17 protein-coding genes are annotated in these 19,569 nt (G+C 69.3%); 12 read left to right on the forward strand and 5 right to left on the reverse strand.

From position 1 onward, the window contains the following. Positions 1-22 precede the first annotated feature (22 nt). Positions 23-439 carry a DUF4870 domain-containing protein gene (locus tag ACX80J_RS14125; RefSeq protein WP_459343223.1) on the reverse strand — a complete coding sequence of 139 codons (417 nt, stop codon included), beginning with the start codon at positions 437-439 and terminating at the stop codon, positions 23-25. A gap of 78 nt (positions 440-517) precedes the next feature. After that, positions 518-1,369, reverse strand: a complete 852-nt coding sequence (locus ACX80J_RS14130; RefSeq protein WP_459348192.1) for a DUF3097 domain-containing protein — start codon at positions 1,367-1,369, stop codon at positions 518-520. A 164-nt stretch (positions 1,370-1,533) separates the two neighbouring features. Between ACX80J_RS14130 and hrcA the strand changes: the two genes are divergently transcribed. The 3 genes from hrcA (at position 1,534) to ACX80J_RS14145 (ending at position 4,557) form a co-directional block, all read left to right on the forward strand. Continuing rightward, entirely contained in the window at positions 1,534-2,547 is a 1,014-nt protein-coding gene (gene hrcA / locus ACX80J_RS14135) for a heat-inducible transcriptional repressor HrcA (protein ID WP_459348193.1), read from the forward strand. 109 nt (positions 2,548-2,656) lie between these two features. Further along, entirely contained in the window at positions 2,657-3,787 is a 1,131-nt protein-coding gene (gene dnaJ / locus ACX80J_RS14140) for a molecular chaperone DnaJ (protein WP_459343220.1), read from the forward strand. Positions 3,788-3,789: 2 nt separating this feature from the next. Further along, positions 3,790-4,557, forward strand: a complete 768-nt coding sequence (locus ACX80J_RS14145; protein ID WP_459348194.1) for a 16S rRNA (uracil(1498)-N(3))-methyltransferase — start codon at positions 3,790-3,792, stop codon at positions 4,555-4,557. A gap of 38 nt (positions 4,558-4,595) precedes the next feature. On the opposite strand, the gene ACX80J_RS14150 is transcribed toward ACX80J_RS14145, so the two are convergent. Then, positions 4,596-5,591 carry a GerMN domain-containing protein gene (locus tag ACX80J_RS14150; RefSeq protein WP_459348195.1) on the reverse strand — a complete coding sequence of 332 codons (996 nt, stop codon included), beginning with the start codon at positions 5,589-5,591 and terminating at the stop codon, positions 4,596-4,598. A gap of 474 nt (positions 5,592-6,065) precedes the next feature. Between ACX80J_RS14150 and ACX80J_RS14155 the strand changes: the two genes are divergently transcribed. The 5 genes from ACX80J_RS14155 (at position 6,066) to ACX80J_RS14175 (ending at position 11,576) form a co-directional block, all read left to right on the forward strand. Continuing rightward, positions 6,066-7,100 (forward strand): PhoH family protein, encoded by a 1,035-nt coding sequence (locus ACX80J_RS14155; protein ID WP_459348196.1) that lies wholly within the window; start codon positions 6,066-6,068, stop codon positions 7,098-7,100. After that, positions 7,097-7,570, forward strand: coding sequence for an rRNA maturation RNase YbeY (ybeY, locus tag ACX80J_RS14160; protein ID WP_087075733.1), 474 nt, complete (start codon positions 7,097-7,099; stop codon positions 7,568-7,570). The genes ACX80J_RS14155 and ybeY overlap by 4 nt, the downstream gene beginning before the upstream one ends. After that, positions 7,567-8,877, forward strand: a complete 1,311-nt coding sequence (locus tag ACX80J_RS14165; protein ID WP_459348197.1) for a hemolysin family protein — start codon at positions 7,567-7,569, stop codon at positions 8,875-8,877. Before ybeY ends, ACX80J_RS14165 begins: the two co-directional genes overlap by 4 nt. Beyond that, positions 8,864-9,793: a GTPase Era gene (era, locus tag ACX80J_RS14170; protein ID WP_459343215.1), complete on the forward strand. Its 930-nt coding sequence runs from the start codon at positions 8,864-8,866 to the stop codon at positions 9,791-9,793. The genes ACX80J_RS14165 and era overlap by 14 nt, the downstream gene beginning before the upstream one ends. Before the next feature lie 196 nt (positions 9,794-9,989). Then, the gene (locus ACX80J_RS14175) at positions 9,990-11,576 is read left to right on the forward strand and encodes an LCP family protein (protein WP_459348198.1); all 1,587 of its coding nucleotides are present in this window, start codon (positions 9,990-9,992) and stop codon (positions 11,574-11,576) included. A 136-nt stretch (positions 11,577-11,712) separates the two neighbouring features. Here ACX80J_RS14175 and ACX80J_RS14180 read toward each other — a convergent pair whose 3' ends face one another. Further along, a complete protein-coding gene (locus ACX80J_RS14180) occupies positions 11,713-13,668 on the reverse strand; it encodes a M13 family metallopeptidase (RefSeq protein WP_459348199.1) in 1,956 nt (651 codons plus the stop codon). Positions 13,669-13,896: 228 nt separating this feature from the next. On the opposite strand from ACX80J_RS14180, the gene leuA reads away from it, so the two are divergent. The 3 genes from leuA (at position 13,897) to ACX80J_RS14195 (ending at position 17,255) form a co-directional block, all read left to right on the forward strand. Then, positions 13,897-15,639, forward strand: a complete 1,743-nt coding sequence (leuA, locus tag ACX80J_RS14185; protein WP_459343212.1) for a 2-isopropylmalate synthase — start codon at positions 13,897-13,899, stop codon at positions 15,637-15,639. A 72-nt stretch (positions 15,640-15,711) separates the two neighbouring features. Then, on the forward strand, positions 15,712-16,458 hold the full coding sequence (recO, locus tag ACX80J_RS14190; protein ID WP_459348200.1) for a DNA repair protein RecO: 747 nt from the start codon (positions 15,712-15,714) through the stop codon (positions 16,456-16,458). Then, positions 16,455-17,255, forward strand: a complete 801-nt coding sequence (locus ACX80J_RS14195) for an isoprenyl transferase (RefSeq protein WP_459348201.1) — start codon at positions 16,455-16,457, stop codon at positions 17,253-17,255. Before recO ends, ACX80J_RS14195 begins: the two co-directional genes overlap by 4 nt. Here the strand turns inward: ACX80J_RS14195 and ACX80J_RS14200 are convergent. Continuing rightward, positions 17,252-18,310 carry an alpha/beta hydrolase gene (locus ACX80J_RS14200; protein WP_459348202.1) on the reverse strand — a complete coding sequence of 353 codons (1,059 nt, stop codon included), beginning with the start codon at positions 18,308-18,310 and terminating at the stop codon, positions 17,252-17,254. The two genes, ACX80J_RS14195 and ACX80J_RS14200, sit on opposite strands and share 4 nt — an antisense overlap. A 72-nt stretch (positions 18,311-18,382) precedes the next feature. Here ACX80J_RS14200 and ACX80J_RS14205 point away from each other — a divergent pair, with 72 nt between their 5' ends. Further along, positions 18,383-19,462: a quinone-dependent dihydroorotate dehydrogenase gene (locus ACX80J_RS14205; protein WP_459348203.1), complete on the forward strand. Its 1,080-nt coding sequence runs from the start codon at positions 18,383-18,385 to the stop codon at positions 19,460-19,462. The last annotated feature ends 107 nt before the right edge of the window (positions 19,463-19,569 follow it).

The following is a 19,569-nucleotide window of genomic DNA, read 5'->3' on the forward strand; positions in this document are numbered from 1 at the left end:
ACCGGACCGAGCGCGGACGGGCCTAGGGGATCAGGCGCAGGTTCAGGCTGTACCGGTAGGGCCGGCCACGGTTGACCTGGATGCCCGCATTCACCGAGAAGATCGTGATCGTGACCCAGATGAGGGCGTTCACGACGGCGAACACCCCTCCGATCACCGGCACGAGCGACAGGAGCCATGCCGCCAGCGCCAGGAGGGTCGGCGGAAGCGTGAAGTTCAGCGCCTCCTTCGACTCCTGCGCCGTGAACGGGCCCCGGTCCTTGAAGATGAGGTAGATCAGCAGCGAGGGGATGAAGCCCAGGATGCCGCCGAAGTGCGCAAGCGTCGCGAACTGGCGGTCCTCGGACGCAGTCAGGGGAAGGGCATTCGCCGGCGTCCCTTCGAACGCGGGCCGGGACTCGCCCCGCCCGTGGTGCTGCTGGTCGGCGGTGTTGGACAACGTCAATTCCTTTGCTGGCTGGCGGGACTGTTCCCCCGGACTCGATCCAAGGATACGTGGTGGCGGCGCCCGGACTGCTCAGGCAGTGCCCGGGGGCGCGGTCAGGAAGTCGATGACCTCCTCCACCCGGCCCAGCAGCGAGGGCTCGAGATCGGCGTAGGTGCTGACGCCGGCGAGGATCCGCTTCCAGCCATGGGCCACGGCCGCCTGGTCGGAGTGGGGCCAGCCGAGCCCGGCGAGAATCCCGGTCTTCCAGTCCTGGTTCCGCGGCACCACGGGCCAGGCGTCGAGTCCCAGCGCGGCCGGCTTCACCGCCTGCCAGACGTCCACGTAGGGATGGCCGACGATCAGGACGTGGTGGCGTGCCCCCGGCACGGTCATCGCCTGCTGTGCGATCCGGGACTCCTTGGTCCCGGGCAGCAGGTGGTCGACGAGGATGCCCAGCCGCCGCCGGGGACCGGGGCCGAACGCGCGGACCGCGCCGGCGAGATCGTCGACGCCGTGCAGCGGCTCGACGACGATTCCCTCGAGCCGGAGATCGTCCCCCCAGACCTTCTCGACCAGCTCGGCGTCGTGCTGTCCCTCCACCCAGATCCTGCTGGCCCGCGCAGTCCTCGCCCGCGCGCCCTCGACCCGCACCGATCCGGACGCGGTCCGGGTGGACGCCGGCGCTGCGCGCTGCACGGGTGCGACGACGTGGACGGGCTGTCCGTCGAGGAGGAACCCGTGGCCGAGCCGGAACGTCCGGCGTTTGCCACGCCGGTCCTCGAGCACCATCACATGCAGGCCGCCGGACTTCTCGACCCGGACCACTGCGCCGACGAATCCGCTCTGCACGTCCTCGAGGACCGTGTCCTTCTCCACCGGGACATCGGGCAGGCTGACCCGCTTCGGAGCCGTAATATCCTGTGCTCCCCAGCCGTAGTCCATCCCGAGCTGTCCTTCCGCCGAGGGCTTCGGCGGTCTGCCGCGGCCCGGGTTCCCAATGCTAACAATCAGCCCGGACGTACTAGACTTGGCACTTGGGTGTGTCGAGTGCTAATCGCTCGGAGCCGCCCCCACGCCCGTTCGTGCAGACCCGGAGGTGACATCGAATGAGTGAACCGCGACGCCTGGAGGTGCTCCGGGCCATCGTCGAGGACTACGTCCATTCGCGGGAGCCCGTCGGCTCCAAGGCACTGGTCGACCGGCACAAGCTCGGCGTCTCCTCCGCCACCATCCGCAACGACATGGCGGTCCTCGAGGAGGAAGGCCTCATCGCGGCACCCCACACGAGTTCGGGCCGCATCCCCACGGACAAGGGATACCGGCTGTTCGTGGACCGTATCTCCGAGGTCAAGCCGTTGTCCGCGCCGGAGAAGAAGGCAATCCAGACCCTGCTGGAGGGCGCGGAGGACCTCGACGACGTCATGGACCGGACCGTCCGGCTGCTCGCCCAGCTCACGAACCAGGTCGCCGTCGTCCAGTTCCCACGTGTGGGCGGGGCGTCCGTCCGCCACATCGAATTCGTCCTGCTGGCTCCCCAGCAGATCCTCGTGGTCCTGATCGCGACCAACGGCACCGTCCAGCAGCGCATCGTCCGGACGCACGCGGACATCCAGGAAGCCGAGCTCACGGACCTGAAGCAGCGCATCCTGTCCGCGGTGTCCGGGGTGAGACTCTCGGCGCTGGCCGGTGAGCTGGGCGTCGCAGCGTCGCAGTTGCCTCCCGCGCTGCGGGCGCACGGGGGTACGATCATCAAAGCGCTGGAGCAGCTCGCCGGCCTCGGCCGCGACGACCGGATCCTGCTGGCAGGAACGGCGAACCTCGCCAGATCCACGGGTGACTTCCCGCTCAGCATCGGTCCTGTCCTCGAGGCCCTCGAGGAGCAGGTCGTCATGCTGAGGCTCCTGTCGGAGATGGAGTACGACGCCCGCGGCATCTCGGTGAGGATCGGCAGCGAGAACCCCTACGGTGGCCTGTCGGAGGCCTCCGTGGTCGCGACGGGCTACGGTCCGGACGCCGGGGCGAAGCTCGGGATCCTCGGGCCCACCCGCATGGACTATCCGACGACGATGGCCGCGGTGCGGGCCGTCGCCCGTTACCTCTCGAGGATCCTCGAGGAGTAGCCGGCCCCGTGGCCGTCCCCGGTGTTCCGCCGGCACAACGGTATTCCGCCGGCACGACCGGCGAGCAGAGCAGTAGACAGAAATCTCCAACAGGAAGAGATGTGCACGAGTGAGTAATCACTATGAGGTCCTCGGTGTGGCGCAGGGTGCGACCGGGGAGGAAATCAAGAAGGCGTACCGCAAGCTCGCCCGGAAGCTCCACCCCGACGTGAACCCGGGTGGAGACGCCGCGGAGGAGTTCAAGCGCATCACGCACGCCTACGAGGTGCTGTCCGACCCGCAGAAGCGGCGGATCTACGACACGACCGGCAACGAGAACGGCACGGACAACGGCTACGGTGCCGGCTACTCGGGCTCCGGGTTCGCGTTCCAGGACATCTTCGAGACCTTCTTCGGCGGCGGCGGCCAGCAGGCAGGAGCACCCTCCCGGACCCGACGGGGCCAGGACGCGCTCATCAACGTGCGGATCGACCTCAAGGACGCCGTCTTCGGCACCAACAAGAAGATCGAGGTGGACACCGCGGAGGTCTGCCCCACGTGCGACGGGACCTGCTGCCAGCCGGGTACGTCGCCCCGCACGTGCGACATCTGCGGCGGCTCCGGGCAGGTCCAGCGGGCGGTCCGCTCGATCCTCGGCCAGGTCATGACGAGCGCGCCCTGCGGGACGTGCCAGGGCTACGGCACCGTGATCCCCAACCCCTGCCATGAATGCAGCGGTGAGGGACGCGTCCGCGCACGCCGCACCCTGACCATCAAGGTCCCCGCCGGCGTCAGCACGGGCACCCGCATCCAGCTCGCCGGCCAGGGCGAGGCCGGCATCGCCGGCGGTCCCCAGGGCGACCTCTACGTCGAGATCCGCGTCAACACCGACTCGACGTTCCTCCGCGACGGCGACGACCTCCATGTCACGTTGAGCGTGCCCATGACGGCGGCCGCACTGGGCACCACGGTGCAGCTGGACACGTTCGACGGCGACCAGGAACTGGTCATCAAGCCCGGGACGCAGTCCGGCGAGATCGTGACCCTGCGCGGGCTCGGCGTCACGCACCTCAGGAACCAGGGCAGGGGAGACCTACGCGTCCACCTGAATGTCGAGACGCCGCGCAATCTGGACCACCAGCAGGAGGAGCTCCTGCGCAAGCTCGCCGAACTGCGGAACGAGGAGTACACGGACGGCCAGCTCGCCAGCAGCGGTTCCGGCGTGTTCGCACGCCTGCGGGAGCGCCTCGGGAACCGCTGACCATGACGCGTCCCCTGTTCTTCGGGTCGAGCGAGGCCGTTCGCGCGGCTGCACCCGGCGCCCTGTTCGTCCTCGACGGTGACGAGGGCCGGCACGCCGCCACCGTCCGGCGGCTCGGGACGGGGGAGCGCATCGACGTGTCCGACGGCTCCGGCTACCGGATCGGCGGAGTGATCTCGGCCGTCGGGTCGGGAACCGTCGAGGTCGAGGTGGAGACCGCCGGCCGGGATCCCGCGCCAAAGCACCGTCTGGTGCTCGTCCAGGCCCTCGCGAAGGGTGGTCGCGACGAGCAGGCGGTCGAGTCGGCCACCGAGCTCGGCGTCGACGCCGTGGTGCCGTGGCATGCCGAGCGCAGCATCGTCCGCTGGCGCGGCGACAAGGCCGAGAAGGGCCGGCAGAAGTGGGTATCCCTCGTGGGTGCGGCGTCGAAGCAGTCGCGCCGCTCGTTCGTGCCCGAGGTCCACGCCGTGCTGGATACCTCGGGGCTGGCCGCCTGGGCGTCGACGGTGGACCGGATGGTCGTCCTGCACGAGGACGCCGAGTCCTCCCTCGCCGAGCAGGTCTCGGAGCTCCGCGCAGCGGGCGCCCTGGACGCGCCGTCGTCGACCGCGGTCGTCGTGGGTCCGGAGGGTGGCATCAGTGCGGCCGAGCTGGGGAAGCTGCGCGCTGTCGGTGCCGGTGCTGCGCGACTGGGGCCGCACGTCCTGCGGTCGTCCTCCGCAGGCCCGGCCGCCCTCGTGCTGCTGAACCACCTGTTGGGGCGCTGGTAGCCGACAGCGCCGATGACCGCCGGCACGAGGCCGGGGGGCTACCTGACGACGACGGACTTCGAGTCCTGTGCCCGGCCGTCCCCGGAGGGCACGGCCACCGTGATCTCGTAGGAGCCGGGCGGGAGCGTCACGGAGAAGGAATAGGCGCCCGGAGCGCCGTCCTCGGGCGAGATCCGGACCGAGCCGTCGCGGAAGAGCGAGGTATCTCCTGTTCCGCCGTCCGCCGGCCCGCCCTCGCTCCGGTCTATCCGCCAGGCGAGCGTCTGCTCCGATGCCGGCCCTACGCCGTGGATGGTCAGGCCGGAGCGGTCGGCCTCGACGCCCTCCTGCGGGTCGATGATCCACACGGGAGCGAGTGTGGACGTATCCCGCGTCCATTCCCCGCCGACGTCCACGGAGCCGAAGGCGCGGTAGCCCGCCGCTCCGTCGACGAGCACGACGACGGAACTGGACTCGCCGCCGGAGATGAGGCCGGCGTTCGAGGCGGCCGCCGTGGCAGTGTAGACGAGCTGCTGCAGGGCCAGGCGTGCGTCGCCTTCCCCGAGGCTCTCCGAGAAGGCGTCCGAGGAGATGTCGAGGGTGATGACATTCTTCGTGGAGATCGACGAGCTCACGCTCGATGCGGCATGCCACGGCGAGTGATAGTCGGAGTCGAGGGGCTCTCCCGAGGTCATGAGCCGCACCGCGTCGGAGATCGGGTCGCTGGTGGATTCCGGAGCGACGAGGAATTCACGGAACAGCCGGTCGGTCCCTTCGACCTCCCCGAGCCAGTAGACCGGCAGGAGCGGCTGGACGGCGTCCGCGGGCCCCGCTGCCGCGCTCTGGCTCCGGACGGGCGTCTCGGGCTCCCCGGACTCCCCATCGGGGATCGCCGTCGGAAGCGTGACGGGAAGGGTCGTCGTCGGTGCGCTGCCCTGCAGCAGCCCCACCTCGGGAAGGAAGAACACACTGCTCGCCGCGAGCACGGCGCCCGATACCAGGAGCATCCCGCGGAGCCCGAGCCGGTTCTTCTTCAGGGGGTCCTGCTCGTGCATGCCGGTCCCCTTCCGTCAGGCGCGCTGGTGCGCGGGTGGAATCTGTAACGTGGAATCGTCCCGGACGGGCCGACCCTCGACGTGTGCGCCGGAGGATGGGCGACCGCTCGTGGGCGCGGACCTGCCGGACCTGTTTCAGCTTGGCACAGCGCGCGGAGCACACCAGTGTGAATACACGCGGTCGACGGGACTGAAACCTGATCGATACGAACCCGTTGCCGATTCGCGATGAAAGTCGAGTGCCGCTCGGTAAGAAGGGAGCTCCCGGCGGCGCGGGAATCAAGGCGCTCCCGCGCCAGTTGACAAATAGGGGATGCCGTAACATTGGCATCTCCGCCGGTGCTGGTGTGCTCCGTCCCGAGGGCGGGATCGGCGGCAGACGACAGCACGAACGGCAGCATAAACCACCGCATGAAATGACAGCACAGTACGACTACTCAGACGAGGGGCGATCGAAGGCCGGACGGCCGAGCTATGAGCGAATCTTCAACAGGCATCAACGTGGCAGGACTCGACACACGGACGTTCGTCTTCGACTCGACGGAGCAGATGGTTCAGGCGCTTGGTTCGAACGACGAGGCCCTTCGCCTGATCGAAGACTCCTTCCCCGGCATCGGCCTGCAGGCCCGGGGCAATGAACTGACGATCACCGGTCCCTCGGCGGACGTGCTGCGCACCGAGCGGCTCATCGGCGAGATCCAGACCATGGCCACCAACAATGCGACGGTCTCTCCCCATGTCCTCGAGCAGCTGGTCACGATGCTCAAGACGCAGAGCACTGCCCGGCCGTCGGAAGTGCTGTCCGTGAACATCCTGACCTCGCGCGGCAAGACCATCCGCCCCAAGACGCTCAACCAGAGCACGTACGTCGAAGCGATCGACCGGAACACCATCGTGTTCGGTATCGGCCCGGCGGGTACCGGCAAGACCTACCTGGCCATGGCCAAGGCCGTCCAGGCGCTCCAGCAGAAGGAAGTCAACCGGATCATCCTGACGAGGCCCGCCGTCGAGGCGGGGGAGCGTCTGGGCTTCCTGCCCGGAACCCTCAACGACAAGATCGACCCGTACCTGCGCCCGCTGTACGACGCCCTGCACGACATGATGGACCCCGATTCCATCCCGCGCCTCATGGCGGCGGGAACGATCGAGGTCGCGCCCCTGGCGTACATGCGCGGGCGGACCCTGAACGACGCCTTCATCATCCTCGACGAGGCCCAGAACACGACGCCGGAGCAGATGAAGATGTTCCTCACGCGCCTCGGCTTCGGTTCGAAGATGGTGGTGACCGGCGACGTCACGCAGGTGGACCTCCCCAACGGCACCAGCTCGGGACTGCGGGTCGTCAGCGAGATCCTCCGAGACGTCGACGACGTGTACTTCAGCGAGCTGGACGCCGCCGACGTCGTGCGGCACCGGCTCGTCGGCGACATCGTCAGCGCCTACAGCACCTGGGACGACGAGCAGCGTGCCGCACAGGCGCGCGCCGGCCGTCCGGGGGTGGCACGATGAGCGTCGAGGTCAACAACGAGTCCGGGTACGACGTCGACGAGGAGTCGCTGGTCCGCCTCGCGAACTTCCTGTTCGAGGCGCTCTTCCTCCACCCCGAGGCCGAGCTGTCGATCATCCTGGTGGACACGGCGGCGATGGAGAAGCTGCACGTCGAGTGGATGGACGAGCCCGGCCCCACCGATGTGCTCTCCTTCCCGATGGACGAACTGCGCCCGGGTACACCCGGGCGCATCACGCCGGCCGGACTGCTCGGGGACATCGTGCTGTGCCCCGAGGTCGCGGCGTCCCAGGGTGCGGCTGCGGGCCACAGCACGAACGACGAGCTGCTGCTGCTGACCACCCACGGTGTCCTCCACCTCCTCGGCTACGACCACGCGGAACCCGAGGAGGAGAAGGAGATGTTCGGCCTGCAGCGGCAACTCCTGTCGGACTTCCTCGGGGGTACCGCACCGCAGGAGACCAGCGCTTGACCATCTGGCTCCTCGGGCTCATGGCCCTGCTCTTCGCCCTCACCGCTGCCCTCGTGACCGCTGCCGAAGCGGCCTTCAGCTACCTCCCGCGGCAGGAGGGCGAGGCCCTGGTCCAGGAGTCGCGCGGTACGTCGCTCCGCCGTATCCTCGAAGCCCCCGTGGCCCACATGCATGCGCTGCGGTTCTGGCGCGTCTGGTTCGAGATGGCAGGGGCCGTCGCCGTCGCCATCCTGTTCCACGACCTGCTGGACAACATCTGGCTCGCCGGGCTCCTGGCGACCGCCGTGATGGCGGCCGTCGGGTTCGTGATCGTAGGAGTCTCGCCCCGCCAGCTCGGTCGGCTGCATGCTCCCGCCGTCGTCCGCCTGACCGCCGGACTGGTGGCGTCCCTCTGCGCGGTCCTCGGACCCATCCCGCGCTGGCTCGTGCGGATCGGCAGCTCGATCACCCCGGGCGCAGCACGGGACGAAGCAGCCTTCTTCACGCAGGAGGAGTTCCGCGAGCTCCTCTCCCGTGCCTCGGACGCCGAGATGATCGAGGACAACGAGGCCGAGCTCATCCACTCGGTGTTCGAACTCGGGGACACGAAGGTGCGCTCCGTGATGGTTCCGCGTACCGACATGGTCACCATCGAATCGGGCTCCACGCTGAACCAGGCGATGTCGCTCTTCCTGCGCTCGGGGTATTCGAGGATCCCCGTCATCGGGGAGAGCTCGGACGACATCAAGGGCCTGCTGTACCTGAAGGACGTCGTCGCGAGCCTGCACGGCCGCCCGGCGTCGAACCTCTCGCGGCCGGTCGACGGGGACTGCAGGCCGGCCCGCTACGTCCCGGAGTCGAAGCCCGTGGGTGACCTGCTCCGGGAGCTGCAGCGCGAATCCACCCACGTGGCGATCGTCATCGACGAGTACGGCGGAACGGCCGGACTCGTCACCCTCGAGGACCTCATCGAGGAGATCGTGGGCGAGATCGTCGACGAGTACGACTCCGAGGTGCCTGAGCAGGAACAGCTTGACGACGGCGGATACCGCGTCAGCGCCCGGATGGGGATCGACGACCTGGGCGAGCTCTTCGGCCTTGACCTCGACGACGAGGAAGTCGACACGGTGGGCGGACTCCTGGCCAAGACACTCGGAAGGGTGCCGATCGTGGGATCCGAGGTCACAATTGACGGTATAGGCCTGCGGGCCGAGCGCGTGGAGGGCCGACGCAACAGGGTCTCCCACGTCATCGCCTACCGCTTGCCACCCGAGCACACCGAGCAGGACGAACGAGAGACGATAGAGGCTGACAATGAGCGACGCTAAGCACAGGGCCGGATTCGTCTCGCTCGTCGGACGGCCGAACGCGGGCAAGTCCACCCTGACCAACGCCCTGGTAGGGCAGAAGGTCGCCATCACCTCGGCCAAGCCGCAGACCACCCGACACACCATCCGCGGCATCGTCAACCGGCCCGACGCGCAGATCGTCCTCGTGGACACCCCGGGGCTGCACCGGCCGCGTACCCTCCTGGGCCAGCGCCTCAACGACCTCGTGGCCGACACGCTCGCCGAGGTCGACGCCGTCGGATTCTGCCTGCCCGCCAACGAGAAGATCGGTCCCGGTGACCGGTTCATCGCCGAGCAGCTGGCGCGGCTCAACCGCAAGCCGCTGATCGCGGTGGTGACGAAGACCGACCTCGTCGACCGCCAGGCGCTGACGGAGCAGCTCCTTGCCGTGTCGAAGCTCGGTACCGATGTGGCGGGCCCCGGGGGATGGGCGGACATCGTGCCGGTCTCGGCCGCCGACGGCTTCCAGGTGGAGACGGTCGCAGAGGTGTTCAGCAACCACATGCCGGAATCGCCGGTGCTGTACCCGGGCGGCGAGCTGACGGACGAGCCGGAAGCCGTCATGGTCGCCGAACTCGTCCGGGAGGCAGCCCTCGAGGGGGTCCGTGACGAGATGCCGCACTCGATCGCGGTCGTGGTCGAGGAGATGATCCCGCGCGAGGGACGCAGCGAGGACAATCCGATGCTCGACGTCCACGTGAACCTCTACGTCGAGCGGCCGTCCCAGAAGGCCATCATCATCGGCAAGGGCGGCGCCCGGCTCAGGGAGGTCGGCACGAATGCCCGTCGGGGGATCGAGGCCCTACTGGGAACCCGGATCTACCTCGACCTGCATGTCAAGGTCGCCAAGGACTGGCAGCGCGATCCCAAGCAGCTGGTCAAGCTCGGCTTCTAGCCGGCACTACCTCCCGGCCCCGTTCGTTGGGGTCCGGGAACGGGGCCACCGGTCCTGCGACACCTGCTGATCGCCGTCGATCACCGCGCGAGAGGCGCAGCGGCGATCCGGCCGCTGCATCCGGGCCGCGGCGACCGAGGGACAGAACCCCCGCCGGCCTCGGGCCGGCACCGACACCATCCGAAGGAGCCCGGGCATGACCCGCCGAACGTCCCCCGAGGGCGCCGACAGCGCCCGTGATGCCCCTTCGGCAACTGTCCCCGACACGGCAACCGCGCACGGCACGGCCGGAGGCGCGGACGCGGCCGGTGGTACGCATACGGCGGACGGCCCGCACCCTGCGGGGCGGCACCTCGGCAACGCGCGCCGGAGGCTCAGGGTGACCGCCATCGTGATCGCGTCGGTCCTCGTGGCCGCCGTCGCCTTCGTCGCCGTCCAGGTGATCCGCCTGCAGTCCAACGTGGCCACCATGCCGCTGAACCTCGGCGGGGAATCGGCCCTCCCGGTCGATTCCAGCACCGACCCGCTCCAGATCCTGATCCTGGGTACCGACACCCGGACCGGCAACGGCGGAGAATTCATCGGCGGCGAGGACCTCTCCTCGGGGGAGGGGAACTCGGACGTCATGATGCTGGTGACGCTCTCCGCGGATCGGGAGAACGTCACGGTCGTCTCGTTCCCCCGTGACCTCCTGGTGCCCCTGCCCAGCTGCACCGACCCCGAGACGGGGAACTCGTCCGAGGAGGTGGACCTCGGCCAGCTCAACGGGGCGCTCCAGGAGGGCGGACCGGGCTGCACCGTCGCTGCGATCAACAACCTCACGGGCCTGTCCGTCGACCACTTCATGATGGCGGACTTCAACGCGGTCAAGGAACTGTCCTCCACGCTCGGCGGAGTGGAGGTCTGCGTCGAGGAGCCGGTGGACGACGAATACTCGGGACTGACGCTGCCGGCCGGCACCAGCGAGGTCGAGGGTGACCAGGCCCTGGCCTTCCTGCGCACGCGCCACAGCTTCGGCGACGGCGGGGACACCGGGCGCATCGCCGCCCAGCAGTCCTTCCTGGCCTCCATGGCCCGCAAGGTGCGGGCCGAGGGCACGCTGACGAACCTGCCCAAGCTCTACGCGATCGCCGACACGATCACCCGCAACCTGACGGTCGACGAGGGACTGTCCCAGCCCACGGAACTGCTGAAGATCGCCGACCGTATGAAGAACGTCGACCTCGGCAACATCGCCTTCGTGACGGTGCCGACCGAGGGGTGGGTGGAGGACCCCAACCGGCTGGTCCTCGACGAGGACGGCGCTGCACCGCTCTTCGAGGCGCTGCGCGAGGATCGTGGCCTCACCGAGGCCACTCCGGAAGCCTCGACTCCTGCGCCCGCTACCAGCTCGGCGCCTGCCACTCCCGAGGCGCCGGCTCTCGATCCTGCGGCCGTTCCCGTCCTAGTCATCAACGCCACGACGGACGCCGACCGCGCGGCCGAGGTGCAGCAGCTCCTCGTGGACGCGGGGTACTTGCAGGCCACGACGTACGAATCGGTCCCGGCCGAGACGACGCAGATCCTGTTCGGAACCGGCTACGACGCGGCGGCCGCCGACCTCGCCGACCGCTTCGGGGTTCCAGCGAGCCAGGTGCAGTTCAGCGGAACCGCTGTCGGGATCGAGCTGCTCGTCGGCGCGGACCTGGCCAAGGGATCCCGGGTCGTCGTCCCGCCACTCGGCAGTGAGCTGCAGGGCCAGACGGCCGACCAGGTGACCTGCCAGGCGTCGTCGGGGTTCTAGCCGGGACTGCCCGGCCTGTACCCGGGCGGAAACTCCCGGGGTCGGATTCCTGGGTCGAATTCCTGGGTCGGATTCATGGACGCGCCCCGCCGCACCCGTCGGACGACGGGATGCGACGGGATGCGACGAGGCGGCTCTACCAGATGCGGACCCGCTCCTCGGGCGTGAGCCACAGGCCGTCCTGCACCCCCACGCCGAATGCCTCGTGGAATTCGTCCAGGTTCCGGACCACCTGGTTGCAGCGGAATTCGTTGGGTGAGTGAGGGTCGACGGTCAGGCGCCGTGTGGCCTCCTCGGGGCGGATCTTCTGCTGCCAGCAGGTGGCCCAGGACAGGAAGAACCGCTGGGTCCCGGTCAGCCCGTCGACCACGGGTGCCTCGGCGCCTCCGAGGCTCAGGAGATAGGCGCGGTAGCTGATGCCGAGTCCGCCGAGGTCTCCGATGTTCTCGCCCAGGGTGAGCTCCCCGTTCACCGTCCGGCCCGGGACCTCCGAAGGCTCGAGCGCGGCGTACTGTGCGACGAGCCGCCCCGTCAGCGCGTCGAACGCCGTCCTGTCGTCCTCGCTCCACCAGTTGTGCAGACGTCCGGTCCCGTCGAACTGGGAGCCCTTGTCGTCGAACCCGTGCCCGATCTCGTGCCCGATGACCGCACCGATCGCCCCGTAGTTGACGGCGTCGTCGGCCTCGATGTCGAAGAACGGAGGCTGGAGGATGGCGGCAGGGAAGACGATCTCGTTCATCGTCGGCATGTAGTAGGCGTTGACCGTCTGCGGGGTCATGAGCCATGCGCCGCGGTCGATCGGCTGCCCGAGCTTGTCCAGCTGCCTGCGGTGTTCGAACTCCGCTGCGCGAAGGGCGTTGCCGTACAGGTCGGACGGGAGGACCTCGAGCGGCCCGTAGTCGATCCACGTGTCGGGGTAGCCGATCTTCGTGGTGAACTGCGCGAGCTTCTCGAGCGCCCTGGCGCGGGTCGTGTCCGTCATCCAGGTGAGAGCGGTGATGCTCGACTCGTAGGCCGCGATGAGGTTGCCCACCAGCTCGAGCATCGCGGCCTTGTGCGTGGCCGGGAAGTGCCGCTCGACGTAGCGCTGCCCGATGGCCTCGCCCATCGCTCCCTCGACCAGGGCCACCCCGCGCTTCCACCGGTCCTTCAACCGCGGGGTCCCTGCGAGGTGCGTGCCGTAGAAGGCGAAGGCGGCGTCGACGAAGCGCTCGTCGAGGTAGTCGGCGGCGTGCAGCAGGACGCGGCTCACCAGCCACTCGCGCCAGGTCCCGAGGTCCTCGGCAGCGAGAGCCTCGTCGAGTCCGCGGACGAAGCCGGGCTGGTTGACCACGAGCTCCGCCGACTGGTGCGGCTCGTCCGTCACGATTCGCAACCAGGGGACGAGGTGACCCGAGAGGCCGGCGACGTCGTCGTGCTGGACCAGGTTGTACGTCTTCTGCGGATCCCGCCGTTCCACACTGCCCATGGACGACGCCGCGAGGCGCGTCTCGAGCGCGAACACACGGTCGGCCGCGCCGACGGGATCCTCCGTGGCGACGAGTCCGAAGAGTGCCGCAAGCAGGTCGCGGTACCTCTCCCTCGTCTCCGCGAAGCCCTCCTCGCGGTAGTACGACTCGTCCGGCAGCCCCAGGCCCGACTGGTACAGGTGGAGCAGGTACCGCTCGGGGTTGCCGGCGTCGTTGCTCACGTAGGGCGCGACGAGTCCCTGGACCCCCGACCGGGTGAGTCCAGCGCTGAGGTCCACGAGTTCCTCGACCGTCCTGATCGCGGCGATCCGCTCCAGCAGCGGCACGATCGGAGCGGCTCCCTCCGCCTCGATGCGGTCGGTGTCCATGAAGTCCGCGTAGAGGATGCCCAGCTTCGCTCCGACAGGGTCCGCCGATCCCCCGTCCGCCCGGGCAGCGTCCTCGATGATCGTGCGGACCGCGAGTTCCGACGCGTCGCGCAATGCGGTGAAGGAGCCCGTCAGCGGACGGTCGTCAGGGATGACCGTCTCCCTCAGCCACACGCCGTTGGCGTGCCGGAAGAGGTCGTCCTGGGGCCGGACCGTCCGGTCGAGATGGTCCGGATCGAGTGTGCTGATCGTCATTGTCGCTTCCCGTTTCCTCGTGTTGCGGGGGAGGGTGGCGCTCGTCCGAACGCCCCGCCAGCCATCCTATGCGCCGTGCTATGGTGGCACTGTGCGCGCGCAGCTGACTCTTCTTCGGTGCCGCGGCGAGGCCATCTAGGACACTCGAGCTACTGGCCAATCCTCGCCGCGGAGTCTGCGTTGCCCGGCCGCCAGCACCTCCAGTTCCAACAGACAAGGCCGATTCCCATGCGAAACGCACAGAAGACCTCCGGTATGCCGTTCGGTAAGTACCGACCCTTCCAGGAGCAGATCTCCGTCGAGCTGCCCGACCGCACGTGGCCCGACAAGGTCATCACCAAGGCGCCCCGCTGGTGCGCCGTCGACCTGCGCGACGGCAACCAGGCCCTGATCGACCCGATGAACCCCGAGCGCAAGCACAAGATGTTCGACCTCCTCGTGCAGATGGGCTACAAGGAGATCGAGGTCGGGTTCCCCTCGGCGTCCCAGACCGATTTCGACTTCGTCCGCCAGCTCATCGAGGGCGACCGCATCCCCGACGACGTCACCATCCAGGTGCTGACCCAGTCCCGTGAGCACCTGATCGAGCGCACCTACGCGTCGCTCGAGGGCGCCGACCGCGCCATCGTCCACCTCTACAACTCGACGTCGGTCCTGCAGCGGCGCGTCGTGTTCAACCAGGACCAGGACGGCATCATCGACATCGCCCTCCAGGGGGCACGCCTCTGCCGCAAGTTCGAGGAGAACATGGGCGATACGGCGATCACCTACGAGTACTCGCCGGAATCCTTCACCGGGACCGAACTGGAGTTCGCCGCCAGGATCAGCAACGAGGTCTCCGCCGTGTTCGAGGCCTCCGCGGACCGCCAGATGATCCTGAACCTGCCGGCCACCGTGGAGATGGCCACCCCCAACGTCTACGCCGATTCCATCGAGTGGATGACCCGGAACCTCGCGGACAGGGACAGCATCATCCTGTCCCTGCACCCGCACAACGACCGCGGGACCGGCGTCGCGGCCGCCGAACTCGGCTACCTCGCCGGCGCGGACCGCATCGAGGGCTGCCTCTTCGGCAACGGGGAGCGCACCGGCAACGTGGACCTGGTAACGCTGGGGATGAACCTCTTCAGCCAGGGCATCGACCCGGAGATCGACTTCTCCGACATGGACTCCATCCGCCGCACGGCCGAGTACTGCAACCAGCTCAGCGTGCCGGAACGCTCGCCCTACGGCGGCGACCTCGTGTTCACGGCGTTCTCGGGTTCGCACCAGGACGCCATCAAGAAGGGCTTCGAGAGCATGGAGCGCGACGCCGCCGCGGCCGGCGTCGGCGTCGACGACCTGCCCTGGGCCGTTCCGTACCTGCCGATCGATCCGAAGGACATCGGGCGCTCCTACGAAGCGGTCATCCGGGTCAACTCGCAGTCGGGCAAGGGTGGCGTCGCCTACCTGCTCAAGAACGAGCACAGCCTGGACCTGCCGCGCCGGGCGCAGATCGAGTTCTCCGGCGTCATCCAGCGCCGGACCGAGACCCAGGGCGGCGAGGTCAGCGGTGCGCAGCTGTGGTCGGTCTTCCAGGACGAGTACCTGCCGACCCGTGCAGAAGGCGGCTCCGAGGCCTGGGGCCACTACGAGCTGACCTCGGTCAACACGGACACCGCGGAGGACGGCTCGTTCAAGCTCGTTGCGACGCTCCTGGTGGACGGGGTGCAGCAGCGCAGGAGTGCCCAGGGCAACGGCCCGATCGACGCCCTGTTGGCCATCCTCAGCTCCGACGGTGTCGACGTTCGCGTCCTCGACTACACCGAGCATGCCCTGTCCTCCGGCGGGAACGCCCGCGCCGCGGCGTACGTCGAGTGCGCCGTCGGGGAACGGGTGCTGTGGGGCGTGGGGATCGACGCCAACACGACGATGGCGGCACTGAAGGCCGTCATCTCCGCCGTCAACCGCGCCATCCGCGACGCCGCCTGATTCCGGCTCCTTCCGCCCGCCACCCCCGTGCCTCCCGAGCTCGGCGGGGGTGGCAGGTGGGAGAATGAACCCGTGCCTTCATCGACAGCCTTCCGCACCTACCGCACCGAAGGTGTCGTCCTGCGGACCTACAAGCTCGGTGAGGCGGACCGCATCATCGTGCTCCTGACGCGTGAGCACGGCCAGGTCCGTGCGGTGGCCAAGGGCGTACGCAGGACCAGCAGCAAGTTCGGATCGCGCCTGGAACCCTTCATGTCCGTCGACCTCCTGCTCGCGCGCGGCCGGAACCTCGACGTCGTCACCCAGGCCCAGACGAAGGGGGCCTACGGGCACGGCATCGCCTCCGACTACGGCCGGTACACCGCCGCGACGGCCATTGCCGAGACCGCCGAACGCCTGACGGACATCGGCGAGGGCGGGGGAGCGCAGTACGCGCTCGTCGCCGGCGCGTTCTCCGCGCTCAGCCGCAACCTGCACCCGTCCGAGCTCATCCTCGACTCCTACCTGCTGCGCGCCCTGGCGACGGCGGGCTGGGCCCCCAGCTTCACGGACTGCGCCCGGTGCGGCGCTGCCGGCCCGCACTCAGCCTTCTCCGCGCCGCTCGGCGGGGCCGTCTGCCCGGCGTGCCGTCCGCCGGGCGCCGCGTCGCCGTCGGCCGCCACGATGGAACTGCTCGGAGCCCTGCTCACGGGCGACTGGGCGATCGCGGACGCGTCGGACAACGGCGCCCGCCGTGAAGCCGCCGGACTCGTGGCGGCCTTCCTGCAGTGGCACCTCGAACGCGGGGTCGCCTCCCTCAAACATGTGGAGCGTGTATGAAGAACCATCGTCCCGTTGCGCCGTGGCCCCACCCGAGCGGTGAGCGGGCGCCGTCGATCCCGCGCCAGTTCGTGCCGGCGCACGTGGCGATCGTCATGGACGGCAACGGCCGCTGGGCGAACGAGCGGGGCCTGCCGCGCACCGAAGGACACAAGGCCGGGGAGGCCGCGCTGCTGGACGTCATGGCGGGCGCCATCGAGATCGGCGTCCGGCATGTCTCCGTGTACGCGTTCAGCACCGAGAACTGGAAGAGGTCCCCGGAGGAGGTGCGCTTCCTCATGGGCTTCAACAAGGAGGTGCTGAGGCGCCGGCGCGACCAGCTCGACGAGTGGGGCGTCCGCATCCGCTGGTCCGGGCGCCGGCCGAAGCTCTGGCAGTCGGTGATCCGCGAACTGGAGGAGGCCGAGCGGTACACGGCGCACAATACGACGTGCACGCTCACGATGTGCGTGAACTACGGGGGTCGCGCCGAGATCGCCGACGCCGCCAGGGCCATCGCCGAGGACGTCGCGGCCGGCACCCTGAAGGCCTCGTCGGTCAGCGAGAAGACCATCCAGCGGTACCTGGACGAACCCGACCTGCCGGACGTGGACCTGTTCCTCCGCACGTCCGGCGAGCAGCGGTTGTCGAACTTTATGCTCTGGCAGTCGGCCTACGCGGAGATGGTGTTCATGAACACGCTGTGGCCCGACGTCGACCGACGGACGCTGTGGCGCGCGGTCGAGGAGTATGCCTCACGCGACCGCCGGTACGGGGGAGCGGTGGACAAGGCCGCTGCGGGCAGCGCGTCCTCCTAGCCGCGGAACCCCTCCGGGCGGCCGTCCTCCCGGCACGGCCTGCATGCCGGCACGTACACGTCCAGCCACCAGGCGGCGATCCCGACCGCCTGCCTCCTCACCTCCCGGCGTGAGAGGAAGACGTCGTGCAGGGCGCCCGGAAGCCGCCGGATGGTCACGTTGGGACCGAGTTCGGCCGCGCGGCGCACCATCGGGGTGACGTCGAGGACGCTGTCCGTCTCCAGCATCGCGCTGTTCCAGCTGGTGCTGATGGTGGACGCCTGGGAACAGAGGACGAGCACCGGGACGTCGATCGACACCCCGCGGGCAAGGGCCGCATGGCCGGCGAGCACGGCCGCCAGCCAGCCGGCCCGGATGGGGAAGCCCGCCTCGGGACGCCACGCCGGGTCGATGCTCCATTCGCCGTCGCGGGTGTCGCTGATGCTGCGGAAGTAGAAGCCGAGTTCGGGGAGCCTCAACCGGGTCTTCGGCCGACGCCGTGACACCGCCAGGATGCCCTGCGCGGCGCTCCGCAACTGGGCGCTGCCCTGGGTGTCCAGCCACGGGCTGTTGAGGACGAGCGCAGCGATCCGGCCCGGGTTGCGGGCGGCCCACAGCGCCGTGGTCAGCCCTCCGGTGGAGTGCGCCATGAGTACCAGGTCGACGTAAGGGGCCGGTGCCGGGTCCCCGCCGCGGCGCGCGGCCAGGCGGTCCGTCAGTGCCGCCATCGCCGCCTCGAGGTCGGCGTCGTAGTGGTCGAGGGACGTGGTGAATCCGGGCGTCTGGCCCGGCAGGAGGCTCCGGCCGTACTTGTGGAGGTCCAGGGCGAAGAACGCCCAGCCGTGGGCGTGCAGTGTCCGGGCGAGCTCCGTATGGAAGAAGTAGTCGCTGAAGCCGTGGACGTACAGCACCGCCCGCGCCGGTCCGCCCTGCTGCGGGTCGTCCCCGGCGGGCCCGTCGTCGGGCTCGTACGCGACGAGGGTGGCGACGCGTGGCCCCTCGTCGTCGGGCTCCAGCGGAAGTGTCAGCGCACGGAAGGATTCGCCGAGAATGTCCTCCGACCAGAGCTCCTCCATGCGATGACCCTACCGCCGGCCCGATGCCGTCCTGAGTTGGTGCCCGCCCCGTCCGCGTGGAATTCTGGAGGCATGCGCTTCTACCCGACCTTCTTCCGGATCGTCTTCTCCGGGATGGACGCCGAACGGGCCCACAGGATCGGGTTCGCCCTGATCCGGGCCGCCGACCTTCCCCCTGTGGGATGGGCGCTGCGGCGGTTCTGCGCGCCCGATCCGCGCCTCGCCACCACCGCCTTCGGAGTGGACTTCCCGTCACCGTTCGGTCTCGCTGCCGGCTTCGATAAGGCGGGCAAGGGCGTGCTTCCGCTGACCGCACTCGGCTTCGGGCACGTGGAGATCGGGACGATCACCGGCCAGGCCCAGCCCGGCAACCCGGCACCCCGGCTCTTCCGGCTCGTCGAGGACCGGGCGGTCATCAATCGGATGGGCTTCAACAATGACGGCGCGGCCGCCGTCGCCCCGCGCCTGCGATCGGCCCGGCAGCGGCTGGCCCGGCGCTACGGTGCACGTTCCCGCCCGGTCGTCGGGGTCAACATCGGCAAGACCAAGAAAGTGGACCTCGCCGACGCTGTCGCCGACTACCTCGTGAGCGCCGAGCAGCTGGCCCCCGTGGCGGACTACCTCGTCGTCAACGTGTCCTCGCCGAACACCCCGGGCCTCCGGCTGCTCCAGACCGTCGAGTCGCTCCGGCCCCTGCTCGAAGCGGTCCGCCGCACCGCCGACGAGGCGGCGGGGCGCCACGTGCCGCTCCTCGTCAAGATCGCCCCCGACCTGATGGACTCCGACATCGACGACGTCGGCGCCCTCGCGCTGGATCTGGGGCTGGACGGCATCGTGGCGACGAACACCACGATCACGCGCGAGAACCTCGTGACCGATCCCGCCACCGTGATGGCGAAGGGCGTGGGCGGCCTGAGCGGTGCACCGCTCAAGGCGCGGTCTCTCGAGGTCCTCAAGCGCCTGCGTGGCGCCGTAGGGGACCAGCTCGCCATCGTCGCCGTCGGCGGCGTCGAAACCCCCGAGGACGTCCTCGAGCGGCTGGAGGCCGGCGCCACCCTCGTCCAGGGGTACACCGCGTTCCTCTACGAGGGTCCCTTCTGGGCGCGCCGCATTAACCGCGGCCTGCTGCACGCGCGCCGCGCCACGGCCTGACCGGACGGACCCGGGCCGCCCCGCGGTACGCCGGTCAGACAGAAGCCGGTCAGACAGAAGAAGCCGGGCCCTCGGGCCCGGCTTCTTTCTGTTCCTGCGACCGCAGA

It is taken from the genome of Arthrobacter rhamnosi, from assembly GCF_054510975.1.